This is a genomic window from Pantoea eucrina, from assembly GCF_020079945.1.
Taxonomy (GTDB): Bacteria; Pseudomonadota; Gammaproteobacteria; order Enterobacterales; family Enterobacteriaceae; genus Pantoea; species Pantoea eucrina.
In genome coordinates this window covers 931,475-947,094 of record NZ_CP083448.1, presented here as the reverse complement: position 1 = coordinate 947,094, position 15,620 = coordinate 931,475, and the positions used below count along the sequence as shown (strand labels likewise).

The window sequence follows — 15,620 nt, the reverse complement described above, 5'->3', positions numbered from 1 at the left end:
GACAGCGGCGAATCCCGGCAGCAGGCTTGCTGTCATGAATTTCACGCACTGTTAACGGGCATGATTGCGCACTGAAACAGCGCAAGGCAGCTACATTGCCTTGTAATGGTGCGGAGCGGCTCGCAAAAAACAAACTTTTTTGTTTCATTGCGTTAACATTTCGCTATGTTAGTCCCCTATCCTGCGCGCAGTTGCGCTAAAGGATTATTAAAAAAGCAGCAGGACACACAGACATAACATCACGCTCTGCGCAGTTTTATTCTGCGCGACATTCACACGAAGGAGTTGGAACATGCAAATGCGCAAAGTGGCCTTATCACTTCTGCTGTTGGGAGCAGCAGCGGGCGCGGCTCAGGCAGAAGATTTCACCGGCACGCTGAAAAAGATTAACGACAGCGGCGTTATTGTCGTCGGCCATCGTGAGTCATCCGTTCCCTTTTCTTATTATGACAACCAGCAAAAGGTCGTCGGCTATTCGCAGGACTACTCCAGCGCCATTGTGGCAGCGATCAAAACCAGACTGAATAAACCCGATCTGCAGATCAAGATGCTGCCAATTACCTCGCAGAACCGTATTCCTCTGCTGCAGAACGGCACCTACGATTTTGAATGTGGTTCCACGACAAACAACGTTGAGCGTCAGCAGCAGGCGGCCTTCTCTGACACCATCTTCATCATCGGCACCCGTTTACTGGTGAAAAAAGGCGGTGACATTAAAGATTTCACCGATCTGAAAGGCAAAACGGTTGTGGTCACCTCCGGTACCACCTCTGAAATTCTGCTGCGCAAGCTGAATGATGAGAAAAAGCTCGATATGCGCATTATCAGCGCTAAAGATCATGGCGATTCGTTCCGCACGCTGGAAACCGGACGTGCCGTCGCCTTTATGATGGATGATGCCCTGCTGGCCGGTGAGCGCGCCAAGGCGAAAAAGCCTGATAACTGGGAGATTACGGGTACCGCGCAATCCAAAGAGGCTTACGGCTGCATGCTGCGTAAAGACGATCCACAGTTCAAACAGCTGCTGGATGAAACCATTGCTAAGGCACAGACCTCCGGTGAAGCGACCAAATGGTTTGATAAATGGTTTAAACAGCCTATTCCGCCAAAAAACCTCAATCTGAATTTTGAACTCTCCTCCGATATGCAGGCCCTGTTTAAATCACCTAACGACAAGGCGCTGTAACGTAACAACGATAACAAGGGCGGCCAGGCTGCCCTCCTGATTGCTGAACATGCGGTACGGACAGACAGACTGCTGCGGGTCGTTCCCCTGCGGCAGGAAAAAAGAGACCGCTCAACAATCTTATGGGTAGCCTGGCTACCCTTTTTTACCGGAGCTCGTTATGGGTATCGACTGGAACTGGGGCATCTTTTTACAGCAGGCTCCGTTCGGCAATACGACCTACCTTGGCTGGCTGTGGTCCGGATTTCAGGTGACCGTCGCGGTCTCCTGCTGCGCCTGGATTATCGCCTTCCTGGTGGGATCGCTGTTTGGCATTCTGCGTACCGTACCGAATCGCCTGCTGGCTGCGATTGGCACCTGCTATGTAGAGCTGTTTCGTAATATCCCGCTGATTGTGCAGTTTTTCTTCTGGTATCTGGTGGCGCCGGAACTGGTTGGTGAGAAGCTCGGCATGTGGTTTAAGGCGGAGCTTGATCCAAACATTCAGTTCTTCCTCTCCTCCATGATCTGTCTCGGACTTTTTACCGCAGCGCGCGTCTGCGAGCAGGTGCGGGCGGCGATTCAGTCGCTGCCGCGCGGACAGAAAAATGCCGGACTGGCTATGGGGCTGACGCTGCCACAAACCTATCGTTATGTGCTGCTGCCTAACGCCTACCGTGTCATTGTGCCGCCAATGACCTCGGAAATGCTGAACCTGGTCAAGAACTCCGCCATCGCTTCCACGATTGGCTTGGTCGACCTGGCTGCCCAGGCGGGCAAGCTGCTCGACTACTCGGCGCACGCCTATGAGTCCTTTACCGCGATTACGCTCGCCTATGTCGGCATCAATCTGGTGATTATGCTGGTCATGGGTCTGGTAGAACGCAAAATTCGCCTGCCCGGCAACCTGGGAGGGAAATAATGTACGATTTTGACTGGAGCTCTATTCCGCCCAGCCTGCCCTACCTGCTTAATGGCATGGTGATTACGCTTAAAATTACCGCCGTCGCGGTGGTGTTCGGCATTATCTGGGGCACCATTCTGGCCGTTATGCGCCTCTCAACGTTTGCCCCGGTACGCTGGTTTGCAAAACTCTACGTCAACCTGTTCCGTTCAGTCCCTTTGGTGATGGTACTGCTGTGGTTCTATCTGGTTGTGCCGAGTTTTCTGCAGCAGGTGCTGGGCCTGTCGCCGCAGACGGATATTCGTCTTATCTCTGCCATGGTGGCCTTTGCGCTGTTTGAGGCTGCTTATTATTCGGAGATTATTCGCGCCGGTATCCAGAGCATCTCTCGCGGACAATCAAATGCCGCACTGGCGCTCGGCATGACGCAGTGGCAATCAATGAAGCTGATTATTCTGCCGCAGGCGTTTCGCGCCATGGTGCCGCTGCTGCTTACTCAGGGCATTGTGCTGTTCCAGGATACCTCACTGGTCTATGTACTGAGCCTGGCTGATTTTTTCCGCACCGCCTCTACCATTGGCGAGCGCGATGGTACCCAGGTAGAAATGGTTCTGTTTGCCGGTCTGGTCTATTTCGCGATCAGCCTGAGCGCGTCGTTGCTGGTTAGCTATCTGAAAAGAAAAAGGACAGTTTAAATGATTAGCCTGAAAAATGTTTCTAAGTGGTATGGGCACTTTCAGGTGCTGACCGACTGCTCAACCGAGGTAAAAAAAGGAGAAGTGGTGGTGGTCTGCGGGCCCTCGGGCTCGGGCAAATCCACGCTGATTAAAACCGTCAACGGACTGGAGCCGGTTCAGCAGGGCAGCATTCAGGTCAACGGCACTGAAGTGAACAATAAAAAGACTAATCTGGCCAAACTGCGCAGTCAGGTCGGCATGGTGTTTCAGCACTTTGAGCTGTTTCCTCATCTGAGCATTATCGATAACCTGGTGCTGGCGCAGGTAAAAGTACTGAAGCGCGATAAAACGGCGGCGCGAGATAAAGGACAAGCCCTGCTGAAGCGCGTGGGGCTCTCTGCCCACGCGGAGAAGTTTCCGGGGCAGCTTTCAGGCGGCCAGCAACAGCGTGTGGCCATCGCCCGTGCGCTCTGCATGGACCCGATCGCCATGCTGTTTGATGAGCCCACCTCCGCGCTCGATCCGGAGATGATCAATGAAGTGCTGGATGTCATGGTTGAACTGGCAAACGAAGGCATGACGATGATGGTGGTGACGCACGAAATGGGCTTTGCGCGTAAGGTGGCTAATCGCGTTATCTTTATGGGTGAAGGAAAAATTGTCGAAGATACCCGCAAAGATGACTTCTTTAATAATCCGCAGTCCGGGCGCGCGAAAGAGTTCCTGGCAAAAATTCTGCACTAACCGCTGAACCATGCGCGCCGCCTGCACACACGCAGCGGCGCGCTGTTAACGCAATCTGTCAGGGTTCAAACGGCTGGCGCTGAAACTGATCGTGATTGCACTCAGGGCAGCGCGTCAGGCTTTCAGGCGTATAGATAGCGCGCGTAAAGCCGCAGTTTTCGCACACCAGATTACCCAGCCCCACCACCTCACCGCTCTGATAAACGCCGTGATGATGCAGGTCTTTAAACACCTCACGCCACTCCAGCTGACTCTTATCTGTGATATCCGCCAGCTCTTTCCACAGGCTCTCACGGATCACACGTAAAAAGACCGAATCTTCCAGCGCGCTCTCCGCTTCGGGATAGCTGCGGGAGAATTCGTAAAGATCGCGTCGCACCGCACGCATTACTTCATCCACTTCAGAAGATGAGAGACTCTCGTCGGTCAGCAGATCCTGACGCGCTTCTGCGACCAGCGCGTCGATATCGCGTTCACCGTGCTCCAGTCGCTGGGTTAACGTTGCTACCATGGTTCGATACGCCTGCGCCACGTTATTCATTTTATTCTCCTTTCTGCTGTGAGGGCTGCTGTAAGTTTAGCCGCTTTATCGCAAAAGCTCTGACGGTCATCGCGGAAATTGCAAAAGCGCGGAAGCCGCAACGCATTCCGCAGAAAAGCGGCGGAGAGGGACGGTGAAATGTTGTTGAGGGCGGGGCTTATGGGTATGCTATGCGGATCATAAGTAGACAAACCCGGCCTGTCCGATGCGGCGGTCAAGCCATCAGGCGACGATGTCAGCGGCTCTGCTGCTGCACCAGACGGTCCGGGAAAACGATTTTTACTAAGGATCACAGGCAGCCATGCAAGAGCAATACCGCCCGGAAGAGATAGAATCCCGCGTCCAGCAGCACTGGGACGAAAATGAAACCTTCAAAGTCACCGAGCAGGAAGGCAAAGAGAAATATTACTGCCTGTCGATGCTGCCCTATCCTTCTGGCCGCCTGCACATGGGCCACGTGCGTAACTACACCATTGGCGATGTTATTGCCCGCTATCAGCGCATGCTGGGCAAAAACGTTCTGCAGCCGATTGGCTGGGACGCTTTTGGTCTGCCCGCTGAAGGCGCTGCGGTAAAAAATAATACTGCACCGGCGCCATGGACCTACGACAACATCGACTACATGAAGAACCAGCTGAAGCTGCTGGGCTTTGGCTACGACTGGAGCCGCGAACTGGCGACCTGTCAGCCAGAGTACTACCGCTGGGAACAGTGGTTCTTCACCAAACTCTACGAAAAAGGTCTGGTGTACAAAAAGACCTCGGCGGTGAACTGGTGCCCGAACGATCAGACCGTGCTGGCTAATGAGCAGGTAATCGATGGCTGCTGCTGGCGCTGCGACACCAAAGTTGAGCGCAAAGAGATCCCGCAGTGGTTTATCAAAATCACCGACTACGCTGAAGAACTGCTTAACGACCTCGACAAGCTGGATGAGTGGCCGGAGCAGGTTAAAACTATGCAGCGCAACTGGATCGGCCGTTCAGAAGGGGTTGAAATCACCTTTGACGTTGCGCACAGCGACGAAAAGGTCACGGTTTACACCACCCGTCCCGATACCTTTATGGGCGCGACCTACGTCGCAGTGGCGGCGGGTCATCCGCTGGCGCGACAGGCTGCCGCAGGCAATCCGGTGCTGGCCGATTTCATTGCCGAGTGCAGTACGACTAAAGTCGCAGAAGCGGATATGGCCACTATGGAGAAAAAAGGCATGGCGACCGGCCTGTCTGCTATCCATCCGCTGACCGGTGAAGCCATTCCGGTATGGGTCGCGAACTTTGTACTGATGGAATATGGCACCGGTGCGGTGATGGCGGTACCTGGTCATGACCAGCGCGACTGGGAGTTTGCGACTAAATATGGCCTGAACATCAAGCCTGTTATCCGCAACCTCGATGGCACAGAACCCGATCTGAGCAGCGGTGCCATGACCGAAAAAGGCACGCTGTTTAATTCCGGTGAGTTTGACGGTCTGGATCACCAGGCGGGCTTTAACGCAATCGCCGACGCGCTGACGGCAAAAGGCGTTGGCGTACGCAAAGTTAACTACCGTCTGCGCGACTGGGGCGTTTCGCGTCAGCGCTACTGGGGTGCACCTATTCCGATGGTCACGCTGGAAGATGGCACGGTCGTCCCTGCGCCAGAAGATCAGCTGCCGGTTATCCTGCCGGAAGATGTGGTCATGGATGGTATCACCAGCCCGATCAAAGCGGACCCGGAGTGGGCTAAAACTACCGTGAATGGTCAGCCAGCACTGCGCGAAACTGATACCTTTGACACCTTTATGGAATCTTCCTGGTACTACGCGCGCTATACCTGCGCTAACTACAACGAAGGCATGCTGGATCCGGCGGCGGCCAACTACTGGCTGCCGGTAGACCAGTACGTAGGCGGTATCGAACACGCCATCATGCACCTGATGTACTTCCGCTTCTATCACAAGCTGCTGCGTGACGCGGGCCTGGTTAACTCCGATGAGCCAGCAAAACGCCTGCTGTGTCAGGGCATGGTGCTGGCGGACGCGTTCTACTATGTTGGCGTTAACGGCGAGCGCAACTGGGTCTCTCCGGTTGATGTTACCGTTGAGCGCGATGATAAAGGACGTATTACCAAAGCAGTGGACAATCAGGGCCGCGACGTTATCTACGCCGGCATGAGCAAAATGTCGAAGTCGAAAAACAACGGCATCGATCCACAGCTGATGGTTGAGCGTTACGGCGCCGATACCGTACGCCTGTTTATGATGTTTGCATCGCCGGCAGATATGACCCTGGAGTGGCAGGAGTCTGGTGTGGAAGGCGCTAACCGCTTCCTGAAACGCGTCTGGAAACTGGCTTACGATCACGTAGCGAAAGGCGCAACTGCTGCGCTGGATGTCAGCGCACTGAATGATGAACAGAAAGCGCTGCGTCGCGATCTGCATAAAACCATTGCGAAAGTCGCAGATGACATTGGTCGTCGCCAGACCTTTAACACCGCTATCGCTGCTATCATGGAGCTGATGAACAAGCTGCTGCGCGCGCCGCAGGAGAGCGAACAGGATCGCGCACTGATGCAGGAAGCGCTGGTCGCCGTTACGCGCCTGCTCTATCCGTTCACGCCGCACGCCAGCTATGTCCTGTGGCAGGCGCTGGGTGGCGAAGGCAGCATTGATAATGCGCCGTGGCCGGTAGCGGATGAAGCCGCAATGGTCGACGATTCAATGCTGGTTGTCGTTCAGGTTAACGGTAAAGTACGCGGTAAAGTCACCGTGGCAGCAGATGCCACTCAGGAGCAGGTGCAGGCGCGAGCCGCACAGGAGCCACTGGTGGCAAAATATCTGGACGGCGTCACCCTGCGAAAAGTGATTTATGTCCCTGGCAAACTGCTTAACCTGGTCGTGGGTTAAGTTCAGGAGGAACTGTGCGACAACTAGTTATCAGGCTGTTTGTCCTGTTTGCGGTGCTGGTCACCGCAGGCTGTGGATTTCATCCGCGCGGCACCACTCAGGTGCCACCGGAGATGAAAACGCTGATTGTACAGAGTGGCGATCCTTACGGCCCGCTGGCGCGCACCGTGCGTCAGCAGCTGCGCATCAACGATGTAAACATCATTGAGGACAGCAAAGAGGCCAGCGCAACCTACCCGACGCTGCGTCTGGGAGGCGTGCGGCAGGCGCGTGACACGGCTTCAGTGTTTATCAGCGGTACCACGGCAGAATATTCGCTGGTGATGACGCTGACCGCACAGGTCGTGCTGCCCGGCAAAGGGATTTACCCTATCAGCACCACGGTCTACCGCTCGTTCTTCGACAACCCTAACGCCGCACTGGCAAAGGATGCGGAACAGGATATGATCCTGCAGGAGATGCGTCAGCGTGGAGCAGAGCAGCTGGTGCGTAAACTGCTGACGGTCCATGCCGCGCAGCTCAATAATAAAGAGACGCTGCCGGAGCCGGAGATCATCGCCCCGGGTTCTGATTCACCGGAAGTGCCCTCCTCTTCCGCCACCAGTCTGCAATGATCAGGATTTATCCTGAGCAACTGCGCGCGCAGCTTCGTGAGGGGCTGCGCGCCTGCTATTTTCTCGCCGGTAATGAACCCCTGCTGATCCAGGAGAGTGCGGATGCTATCCGCGCTGCTGCCGGCAGTCAGGGATTTGAAGAGCACTTTTCGGTCACGCTGGATGCCCAGACTGACTGGCAGGCGCTTTTTGCCAGCTGTCAGGCGCTGAGCCTGTTCACCCTGCGCCAGACGCTGACGCTGACGCTGCCGGAAAACGGCCCGAATGCTGCGATGGCTGAGCAGCTGGTTACCCTCTCTGCCCTGCTGCATAGCGATATCCTGCTGGTGCTGCGTATGACAAAGCTGACCAAAGCGCAGGAAAACAGCGCCTGGTACAAAGCGCTGAGTCCGCAGGCGGTGCTGGTGCCGTGTCAGACGCCGGAACAGGCACAGCTGCCGCGCTGGGTCGCCGCGCGGGCCAAAGCGATGCAGCTCAGCGTCGATGAGGCAGCGGTTCAGCTGCTGTGCTACTGCTATGAAGGCAATCTGCTGGCGCTGGCTCAGGCGCTGGAGCGGCTGTCGCTGCTCTGGCCTGACGGCAAACTGACGCTGCCGCGCGTGGAAGCCGCAGTCAATGATGCGGCCCATTTTACGCCATTTCACTGGGTGGATGCGCTGCTGGCGGGGAAAGGCAAGCGGGCGCTGCATATCCTCCATCAGCTGCAGAAAGAGGAGAGCGAACCGGTGATCCTGCTGCGCACCCTGCAGCGCGATCTGCTGACGCTGCTGCACCTGCAGCGCAATCAGGCAAAACAGCCTCTGCGCACGCTGATGGATCAGCAGCGCATCTGGCAAAACCGGCGCGCGCTCTTCACCGGGGCGCTGCAGCGACTGGACGCCGAACGACTGCATCAGGCGGTACACCTGCTGGCTGAGCTGGAGCTCACCATGAAGCAGGATTATGGCCAGAACCTCTGGCCGCAGCTGGAAACGCTCTCGCTGCTGCTCTGTCAGCGTCACTTTCCGTCAGGATTACATTATGTCTGAACTCTGCGCCCTGTTTGGCGGCACGTTTGATCCGGTGCATTATGGTCATCTGCGTCCGGCAGAGGCGCTGGCGCAGCAGGTCGGATTGAAAAAAGTCACGCTGATGCCCAACAATGTTCCACCCCACCGGCCACAGCCGGAAGCGAGTGCCGCACAGCGGGTGGCAATGCTGCAGTGTGCGATTGCCGACCGGCCGCTGTTTGATATCGACACGCGCGAACTGCAGCGTCAGACCCCTTCCTGGACGGTGACCACGCTGGAAGCGCTGCGCCAGGAGCGCGGCCCACGACAGCCGCTGGGCTTTATCATCGGTCAGGATTCGCTGCTGTCGCTGCATAAATGGCATCGCTGGCAGGAGCTGCTGTCGCTCTCTCATCTGCTGGTTTGCAAACGGCCGGGCTATGCGACGGAAATGGGATCGCCTGAGATGCAGCGGTGGCTGGAGCAGCATCAGACGCAGGATCGTGCGGCGCTGCATCAGGCACCGGCGGGCCATATCTGGCTGGCGGAGACGCCGCTTTATGCTATTTCTGCCACTGAGATCCGCCAGCGACGCCATCAGGGAGAATCCTGCAGCACGCTGCTGCCGGCAGCGGTGATCGACTATATCGATCGCGCTGGCCTCTATCTGGATGCTCCGCCCGCCGGCGCGGGTAAATAACCCGGATATATATCTCCTCCGGTTGTAGCATGCTATACTGCGCCGCTTAATTTTTGGCTGCATTTCCGGGCATTCAGCCAGCCCGCATTACCTGTTTTTAAGGGGAACCTTTTGCAAGGCAAAGCACTCCAAGAGTTCGTTATTGATAAGATTGATGATCTTAAAGGCCAGGATATCGTTGCGATTGATGTTCAGGGCAAATCCAGCATCACCGATTACATGATCATCTGCACCGGCACCTCAACCCGCCACGTCTCCGCTATTGCCGATCACGTGATGCAGGAGTCCCGCGCAGCTGGCCTGACTCCGCTGGGCGTGGAAGGTAAAGCGGCGGCAGACTGGGTTGTCGTCGATCTCGGTGACGTCATTGTGCATGTAATGCAGGAAGAGAGCCGTCAGCTTTATGAGCTGGAAAAGCTCTGGAGCTAAGCAGTGAAACTGCAACTTGTAGCCGTTGGCACCAAAATGCCCGACTGGGTTCAGACCGGTTTTATGGATTATCTGCGGCGCTTTCCGAAAGATATGCCGTTTGAGCTGACTGAAGTTCCGGCCGGGAAACGCGGCAAAAACGCTGATATCAAACGCATTCTGGACAAAGAAGGCGAAGCGATGCTGGCGGCAACAGGCAAAGGCAATCGTATTGTCACGCTCGACATTCCCGGACAGCCGTGGGAGACCCCGCAGCTGGCGCAGCAGCTGGAGCGCTGGAAGCTGGATGGTCGCGATGTCAGTCTGCTGATTGGTGGTCCCGAAGGCCTGGCTCCGGCGTGTAAAGCCGCTGCTGAACAGAGCTGGTCGCTGTCGGCGCTGACGCTGCCTCATCCGCTGGTACGCGTGCTGGTTGCTGAGAGCCTTTACCGCGCCTGGAGTATCACCACGAATCACCCTTATCATCGTGAATAACGCCCGACAACCTCCAGATAAAAACGCAGCGGATGAAACTACAGAGCAACGCTTTTCGCGATTACACTGCCGAACAAAAACTGTTTGTCCGCCGCGCCCTTGTGGCGTTCATCGGCATTCTGCTGCTCTCCTGCGTGCTGATTTTCAACCTGTATCATCTGCAGATCCTGCGCTTTGATGATTACAGCACCCGCTCGAATGAAAACCGTATCAAGCTGGTGCCGGTCGCCCCGAGCCGCGGCATTATCTACGATCGCAACGGCGTTCCGCTGGCGCTGAATCGCACGATTTACCAGGCTGAACTGGTGCCGGAAAAAGTTGACGACCTTAAACAGACGCTGCAGGCGCTGCGACCGGTGCTGGATCTGACCGACGACGATATCGACGCGTTTGAAAAAGAGCGCAAGCGCTCGCGTCGCTTTACCTCTATCCCGGTAAAAACCGGCCTGAATGAAGTACAGGTCGCACGTTTTGCCGTGAATCAATACCGCTTTCCCGGCGTGGAAGTTAAAGGCTACCAGCGCCGCTATTACCCTTATGGTCAGACGCTGACCCACGTTGTGGGGTACGTATCGAAAATCAACGATCGTGACGTAAAACGCCTTGATGAAGAGGGCAAGTGGCCTAACTATGCCGCTACGCATGATATTGGCAAGCTCGGGATCGAAAACTACTACGAAGATGTACTGCATGGCAAAACCGGCTATGAAGAGGTCGAGGTCAATAACCGCGGACGCGTGATACGCCAGCTGCATGAGCAATCCCCGCAGGCGGGCCGCGATATCTGGCTGACCGTTGACCTGCGGCTGCAGCAGTACATTGAAACGCTGCTGACCGGCAGCCGGGCGGCGGTCGTCGTCAGCGATCCGCGCACCGGTGAGATCCTGGCGCTGGTCTCCACGCCAAGCTACGACCCCAACCTGTTTGTCGATGGGATCTCCAGTAAAGATTATAAGGCGCTGCTCAGTGATGAAAACCGGCCGCTCTATAACCGTGCGCTGCAGGCCGCCTATCCGCCCGCCTCAACGGTAAAACCTTACGTAGCGGTATCAGCGCTGAGCGCAGGCGTCATTAACCGTAATACCAGCCTGTTTGATCCTGGCTGGTGGCAGCTACCCGGTTCTGAAAAGCGTTATCGCGACTGGAAAAAGTGGGGCCATGGCCGTCTTAACGTTACCAAATCGCTGGAAGAGTCAGCCGATACGTTCTTCTATCAGGTTGCCTACGATATGGGCATCGATCGCCTCTCAGAGTGGATGACTAAATTTGGCTATGGTCATCGCACTGGTATCGACCTGCCGCAGGAGAGCGCCGGTAACATGCCGACGCGCGACTGGAAAATGAAGCGTTTTAAAAAGCCCTGGTATCAGGGTGACACCATTCCGGTCGGCATCGGACAGGGTTACTGGACCGCTACGCCGGTACAGATGAACAAAGCGATGATGATCCTGATTAATGACGGCGTGATCAAAGTTCCGCATCTGCTGCGCGCTACGCGTGAGGGCAGCGCCATGGTGCCTTATCGTCAGCCGCCAGATGCGCCGATTGGCGATATTCACTCCGGCTACTGGGAGATTGCCAAAGATGGCATGTATGGCGTCGCCAACCGGCCTAACGGTACTGCGCACAAAAGCTTTGCTGATGCGCCCTATAAGATTGCTGCCAAATCAGGCACCGCCCAGGTATTTGGTCTGAAAGAGAATGAGACCTACAACGCGCATAAAATTGCTGAGCGCCTGCGCGATCACAAACTTATGACCGCGTTTGCGCCGTACGACAAACCGCGGGTGGCCGTGACCATCATTCTGGAGAACGGCGGTGCCGGCCCGGCGGTGGGAACCGTGATGCGCCAGATCCTCGATCACATAATGCTGGGTGACAATAATACGGTGCTGCCTGAAGCCGCCCCGACGCCGCCCGGCTACGAAGGTGAATAATCATGTCGATGAACGATAGTCCGCAGAAAAGGACGATCTGGACGCGTATCCATATCGACCCGCTGTTTATGTTAATTATTCTTGCGCTGCTGACCTATAGCGCCATTGTGATCTGGAGCGCCAGCGGGCAGGATCCGGGCATGATGGAGCGTAAGCTGGGTCAGATTGCCATGGGCACGGTGATTATGCTGGTCATGGCGCAGGTTCCGCCGCGCGTTTATGAGAGCTGGGCGCCCTATCTCTATATTGTCTGCGTGATTTTGCTGATAGCCGTTGACGCCTTTGGTCATATCAGTAAAGGCGCACAGCGCTGGCTGGATCTTGGATTCGTCCGCTTTCAGCCGTCAGAGATCGCCAAAATTGCCGTGCCGCTGATGGTCGCGCGCTTTATTAACCGCGACGTCTGTCCGCCCACGCTGAAAAATACCGGCATTGCGCTGGTGCTGATCTTTATGCCCACGCTGCTGGTGGCCGCACAGCCCGACCTCGGCACCTCTATTCTGATCGCCGCTTCCGGCCTGTTTGTGCTCTTCCTGTCCGGTATGAGCTGGAAACTGATTGGCGTTGCGGTGCTGCTGGTTGCGGCCTTTATTCCGGTACTGTGGTTTTTCCTGATGCATGACTACCAGCGCGATCGCGTGATGATGCTGCTCGATCCCGAAAGCGACCCGCTCGGCGCGGGGTATCACATTATTCAGTCCAAAATAGCTATCGGTTCAGGTGGGCTGCGCGGTAAAGGCTGGCTGCACGGCACGCAGTCACAGCTGGAGTTTCTGCCGGAGCGCCATACCGACTTTATCTTTGCCGTGCTGGCAGAGGAGCTGGGCCTGGTCGGCGTGCTGCTGCTGCTGCTGCTCTATCTGCTGCTGATTATGCGTGGCCTGATCATCGCCGCACGGGCGCAAACCACATTTGGTCGCGTGATGTCAGGCGGATTAATGCTGATTCTGTTTGTTTATGTTTTCGTTAATATCGGCATGGTAAGTGGTATCTTACCGGTGGTTGGCGTACCGCTGCCGCTGGTCAGTTACGGCGGGTCGGCGCTAATCGTGTTAATGGCGGGGTTCGGCATTGTCATGTCGATCCATACTCATCGAAAAATGTTGTCTAAAAGCGTTTAAGAGGCTGCACATGCGTAAGGACTGGCTTGGGGTTGCACTGGCGTCACTGGTATTAAGTGCCTGTACCACACAGGAACCGCAAACAAATACGCCGCCGCCACAGCCGGCGTATAACGGTCCGGTAGTGGAGATCCCGGGCGTTGAGCCGCGCTATGAACCGATTAATCCGGCTACCAGCCAGGATTACAGCGTGAATGGCAAAACCTGGCGCGTGGTCAAAAATCCATCTGACTTCAGCGAAGTGGGCCTGGCAACCTGGTATGGCGATGAGGCTAAAGGCAACCGTACCGCTATCGGTGAAACTTACGATCCTGATGCACTGACCGCTGCGCACCCTACCCTGCCGCTGCCGAGCTACGTACGCGTTACCAATATGGCGAACGGCCGGCAGATTGTGGTGCGCGTTAACGATCGCGGTCCCTACATGCCCGGGCGCATTATCGATCTGTCACGCGCCGCCGGCGATCGTCTGAACATTTCTAATAACACCCGTGTGCGGGTCGATTTTATCAACGTTGCGCCTGATGGCTCACTCTCCGGCCCTGGTACAATTGGCACCAGGGTGGCGAAGCAGAGCTATGCGCTGCCTGCCCGTCCCGATCTCAGCGGCGGCAATGTGATGAACGGCGGCAGTGCGCCACAGCCGACAGAATCAGACGTACGCGAGGTTGATAACCGTTCGCTGCAGGGCGACGACAGCCTGGGTGCGCCGGTACAGAGCAGCGGCTTTCTGGGCGCGCCGCAGCCGTTAGCATCCGGCGTGCTGGAGGGCAGCGAGCCGTCGCCGGCCCCTGCGCCAGCACCCGCGGTAGCGGCACCTGCTGCTACCGCCGCCGCGGCCAGCGCGGGCGCACCGGCCAGCGGCAGCTTTGTTGTTCAGGCTGGCGCGCTGAACGATGCGGGTCGCGCGCAGCAGCTGGCCAGCACGCTCGGTAAGCGCTTCGGCGTGCCGGGTAAGGTTGAGACCAGCGGTAATGTCTATCGTGTTCAGCTTGGCAGCTTTGCCCGTCGGGCTGACGCCGCAGCGCTGCAGGAGCGCCTCAGTACCGAAGCGCAGATTAACGCCTTTATTACCACAGCCCGTCCCTGATAGTGACGGACAGTAACATTTACGGCTAAAACTGACCGGCAATGCGGGATGCTGCCCGATCCCGCATTTGCTATAGTAAGGCACTTTTTTCACCCTAACCCCACGGATGTTGTAGTCCTTAACATGAATACGCTGAAACCTTCTCGTTTGCTGAAACGCCTGACAGTGGGATCACTGGTCGCCCTCTCTCTCAGCCATGTTGCCTTTGCTGATGATATCAATCTCAAAACTATGATTCCGGGCGTGCCGGACATTGATGCTGAGGCTTATGTACTAATCGACTATAACTCCGGTAAGGTGCTGGCCGAAAAAAACGCCGATGCGCGCCGCGATCCCGCCAGCCTGACGAAAATGATGACCAGCTACGTCATTGGTCAGGCGGTTAAAGCCGGTAAAATCCATCAGGATGACATTGTTACCGTGGGTAAAGACGCCTGGGCTACCGGCAACCCGGTATTCAGAGGCTCATCGCTGATGTTCCTTAAGCCAGGCGATCGCGTGCCGGTCTCCCAGCTGACACGCGGCATCGTGCTGCAGTCCGGTAACGACGCCTGTGTCGCAATGGCGGATTATGTGGCTGGCAGTCAGGACGCGTTTGTTAACCTGATGAATAACTATGTCGGGGCGCTGGGTCTGAAAAACACCCATTTCCAGACGGTACATGGGCTGGATGCTGACGGCCAGTACAGCTCCGCGCGCGATATGGCGCTGATTGGTCAGGCGCTGATCCGCGACGTGCCGGATGAGTATGCTATCTATCGTGAAAAAGAGTTCACCTTTAACAATATTCGTCAGATGAACCGCAACGGCCTGTTGTGGGACAGCAGTCTGGCGGTGGACGGCATCAAGACCGGCCATACTGAAGCCGCGGGCTACAATCTGGTGGCGTCTGCCACCGAAGGCCAGATGCGCCTGATCTCCGCCGTAATGGGCGGTCACACCTTTAAAGGACGCGAGACCGAAAGCAAAAAGCTGCTGACCTGGGGCTTCCGCTTCTTTGAAACCGTGGCACCCCTGAAAGCGGGTAAAGAGTTTGCTTCTGAACCGGTCTGGTTCGGTAATACCGATCGCGTTCAGCTGGGCGTGGAGAAAGATGCCTATCTGACTATCCCGCGCGGCCGGATGAAAGATCTGAAAGCGAGCTATGTGCTGAACAACACCGAACTGCACGCGCCGCTGAAGAAAAACCAGGTGGTTGGCAGCATTAACTTCCAGCTGGATGGTAAAACGGTTGAACAGCGTCCGCTGGTTGTACTGAATGAAGTTGAGGAAGGCGGTTTCTTTGGCCGTATCATCGACTACATCAAACTGATGTTCCATCACTGGTTTGGCTGATTTACGGTTGAAAAAC

The 15,620-nt window shown here is 56.2% G+C and carries 15 protein-coding genes; 14 read left to right on the top strand and 1 reads right to left on the bottom strand.

Annotated elements, in window-relative coordinates; all coding sequences use genetic code 11:
* The first annotated feature begins 292 nt into the window (after positions 1-292).
* The 4 genes from LAC65_RS04390 to LAC65_RS04375 all read left to right on the top strand — a co-directional run bounded on the left by LAC65_RS04390 (position 293) and on the right by LAC65_RS04375 (position 3,490).
* Positions 293-1,186 (top strand): glutamate/aspartate ABC transporter substrate-binding protein, encoded by an 894-nt coding sequence (locus tag LAC65_RS04390; RefSeq protein ID WP_039383153.1) that lies wholly within the window; start codon positions 293-295, stop codon positions 1,184-1,186.
* Between the two features lie 160 nt (positions 1,187-1,346).
* On the top strand, positions 1,347-2,087 hold the full coding sequence (locus tag LAC65_RS04385) for an amino acid ABC transporter permease (protein WP_039383152.1): 741 nt from the start codon (positions 1,347-1,349) through the stop codon (positions 2,085-2,087).
* Entirely contained in the window at positions 2,087-2,764 is a 678-nt protein-coding gene (gene gltK, locus LAC65_RS04380; RefSeq protein ID WP_039383151.1) for a glutamate/aspartate ABC transporter permease GltK, read from the top strand. The genes LAC65_RS04385 and gltK overlap by 1 nt, the downstream gene beginning before the upstream one ends.
* Positions 2,765-3,490 carry an amino acid ABC transporter ATP-binding protein gene (locus tag LAC65_RS04375; RefSeq protein WP_224144841.1) on the top strand — a complete coding sequence of 242 codons (726 nt, stop codon included), beginning with the start codon at positions 2,765-2,767 and terminating at the stop codon, positions 3,488-3,490.
* Between the two features lie 58 nt (positions 3,491-3,548).
* Here the strand turns inward: LAC65_RS04375 and LAC65_RS04370 are convergent, their stop codons facing one another.
* Positions 3,549-4,031 carry a zinc ribbon-containing protein gene (locus LAC65_RS04370; RefSeq protein ID WP_224144840.1) on the bottom strand — a complete coding sequence of 161 codons (483 nt, stop codon included), beginning with the start codon at positions 4,029-4,031 and terminating at the stop codon, positions 3,549-3,551.
* A 301-nt stretch (positions 4,032-4,332) separates the two neighbouring features.
* On the opposite strand from LAC65_RS04370, the gene leuS reads away from it, so the two are divergent.
* The 10 genes from leuS to dacA all read left to right on the top strand — a co-directional run bounded on the left by leuS (position 4,333) and on the right by dacA (position 15,604).
* A complete protein-coding gene (gene leuS / locus LAC65_RS04365) occupies positions 4,333-6,915 on the top strand; it encodes a leucine--tRNA ligase (RefSeq protein WP_039383145.1) in 2,583 nt (860 codons plus the stop codon).
* Between the two features lie 14 nt (positions 6,916-6,929).
* A complete protein-coding gene (gene lptE, locus LAC65_RS04360) occupies positions 6,930-7,529 on the top strand; it encodes an LPS assembly lipoprotein LptE (RefSeq protein WP_039383142.1) in 600 nt (199 codons plus the stop codon).
* Complete coding sequence (gene holA / locus LAC65_RS04355; protein ID WP_039383140.1) at positions 7,526-8,557, top strand: DNA polymerase III subunit delta; 1,032 nt, start codon at positions 7,526-7,528, stop codon at positions 8,555-8,557. The genes lptE and holA overlap by 4 nt, the downstream gene beginning before the upstream one ends.
* Complete coding sequence (gene nadD / locus LAC65_RS04350) at positions 8,550-9,218, top strand: nicotinate-nucleotide adenylyltransferase (protein ID WP_039383137.1); 669 nt, start codon at positions 8,550-8,552, stop codon at positions 9,216-9,218. Before holA ends, nadD begins: the two co-directional genes overlap by 8 nt.
* Before the next feature lie 111 nt (positions 9,219-9,329).
* Complete coding sequence (gene rsfS / locus LAC65_RS04345) at positions 9,330-9,647, top strand: ribosome silencing factor (RefSeq protein ID WP_039383135.1); 318 nt, start codon at positions 9,330-9,332, stop codon at positions 9,645-9,647.
* A gap of 3 nt (positions 9,648-9,650) precedes the next feature.
* Positions 9,651-10,121 carry a 23S rRNA (pseudouridine(1915)-N(3))-methyltransferase RlmH gene (gene rlmH, locus LAC65_RS04340; protein ID WP_039383133.1) on the top strand — a complete coding sequence of 157 codons (471 nt, stop codon included), beginning with the start codon at positions 9,651-9,653 and terminating at the stop codon, positions 10,119-10,121.
* Between the two features lie 32 nt (positions 10,122-10,153).
* Entirely contained in the window at positions 10,154-12,058 is a 1,905-nt protein-coding gene (mrdA, locus tag LAC65_RS04335) for a peptidoglycan DD-transpeptidase MrdA (RefSeq protein ID WP_039383131.1), read from the top strand.
* An 8-nt stretch (positions 12,059-12,066) separates the two neighbouring features.
* Positions 12,067-13,179 (top strand): peptidoglycan glycosyltransferase MrdB, encoded by a 1,113-nt coding sequence (gene mrdB, locus LAC65_RS04330; RefSeq protein WP_039385756.1) that lies wholly within the window; start codon positions 12,067-12,069, stop codon positions 13,177-13,179.
* A gap of 10 nt (positions 13,180-13,189) precedes the next feature.
* Positions 13,190-14,269 carry an endolytic peptidoglycan transglycosylase RlpA gene (gene rlpA / locus LAC65_RS04325; RefSeq protein ID WP_039383129.1) on the top strand — a complete coding sequence of 360 codons (1,080 nt, stop codon included), beginning with the start codon at positions 13,190-13,192 and terminating at the stop codon, positions 14,267-14,269.
* A 123-nt stretch (positions 14,270-14,392) separates the two neighbouring features.
* Positions 14,393-15,604, top strand: a complete 1,212-nt coding sequence (gene dacA / locus LAC65_RS04320) for a D-alanyl-D-alanine carboxypeptidase DacA (RefSeq protein ID WP_039383127.1) — start codon at positions 14,393-14,395, stop codon at positions 15,602-15,604.
* Positions 15,605-15,620 lie beyond the last annotated feature (16 nt).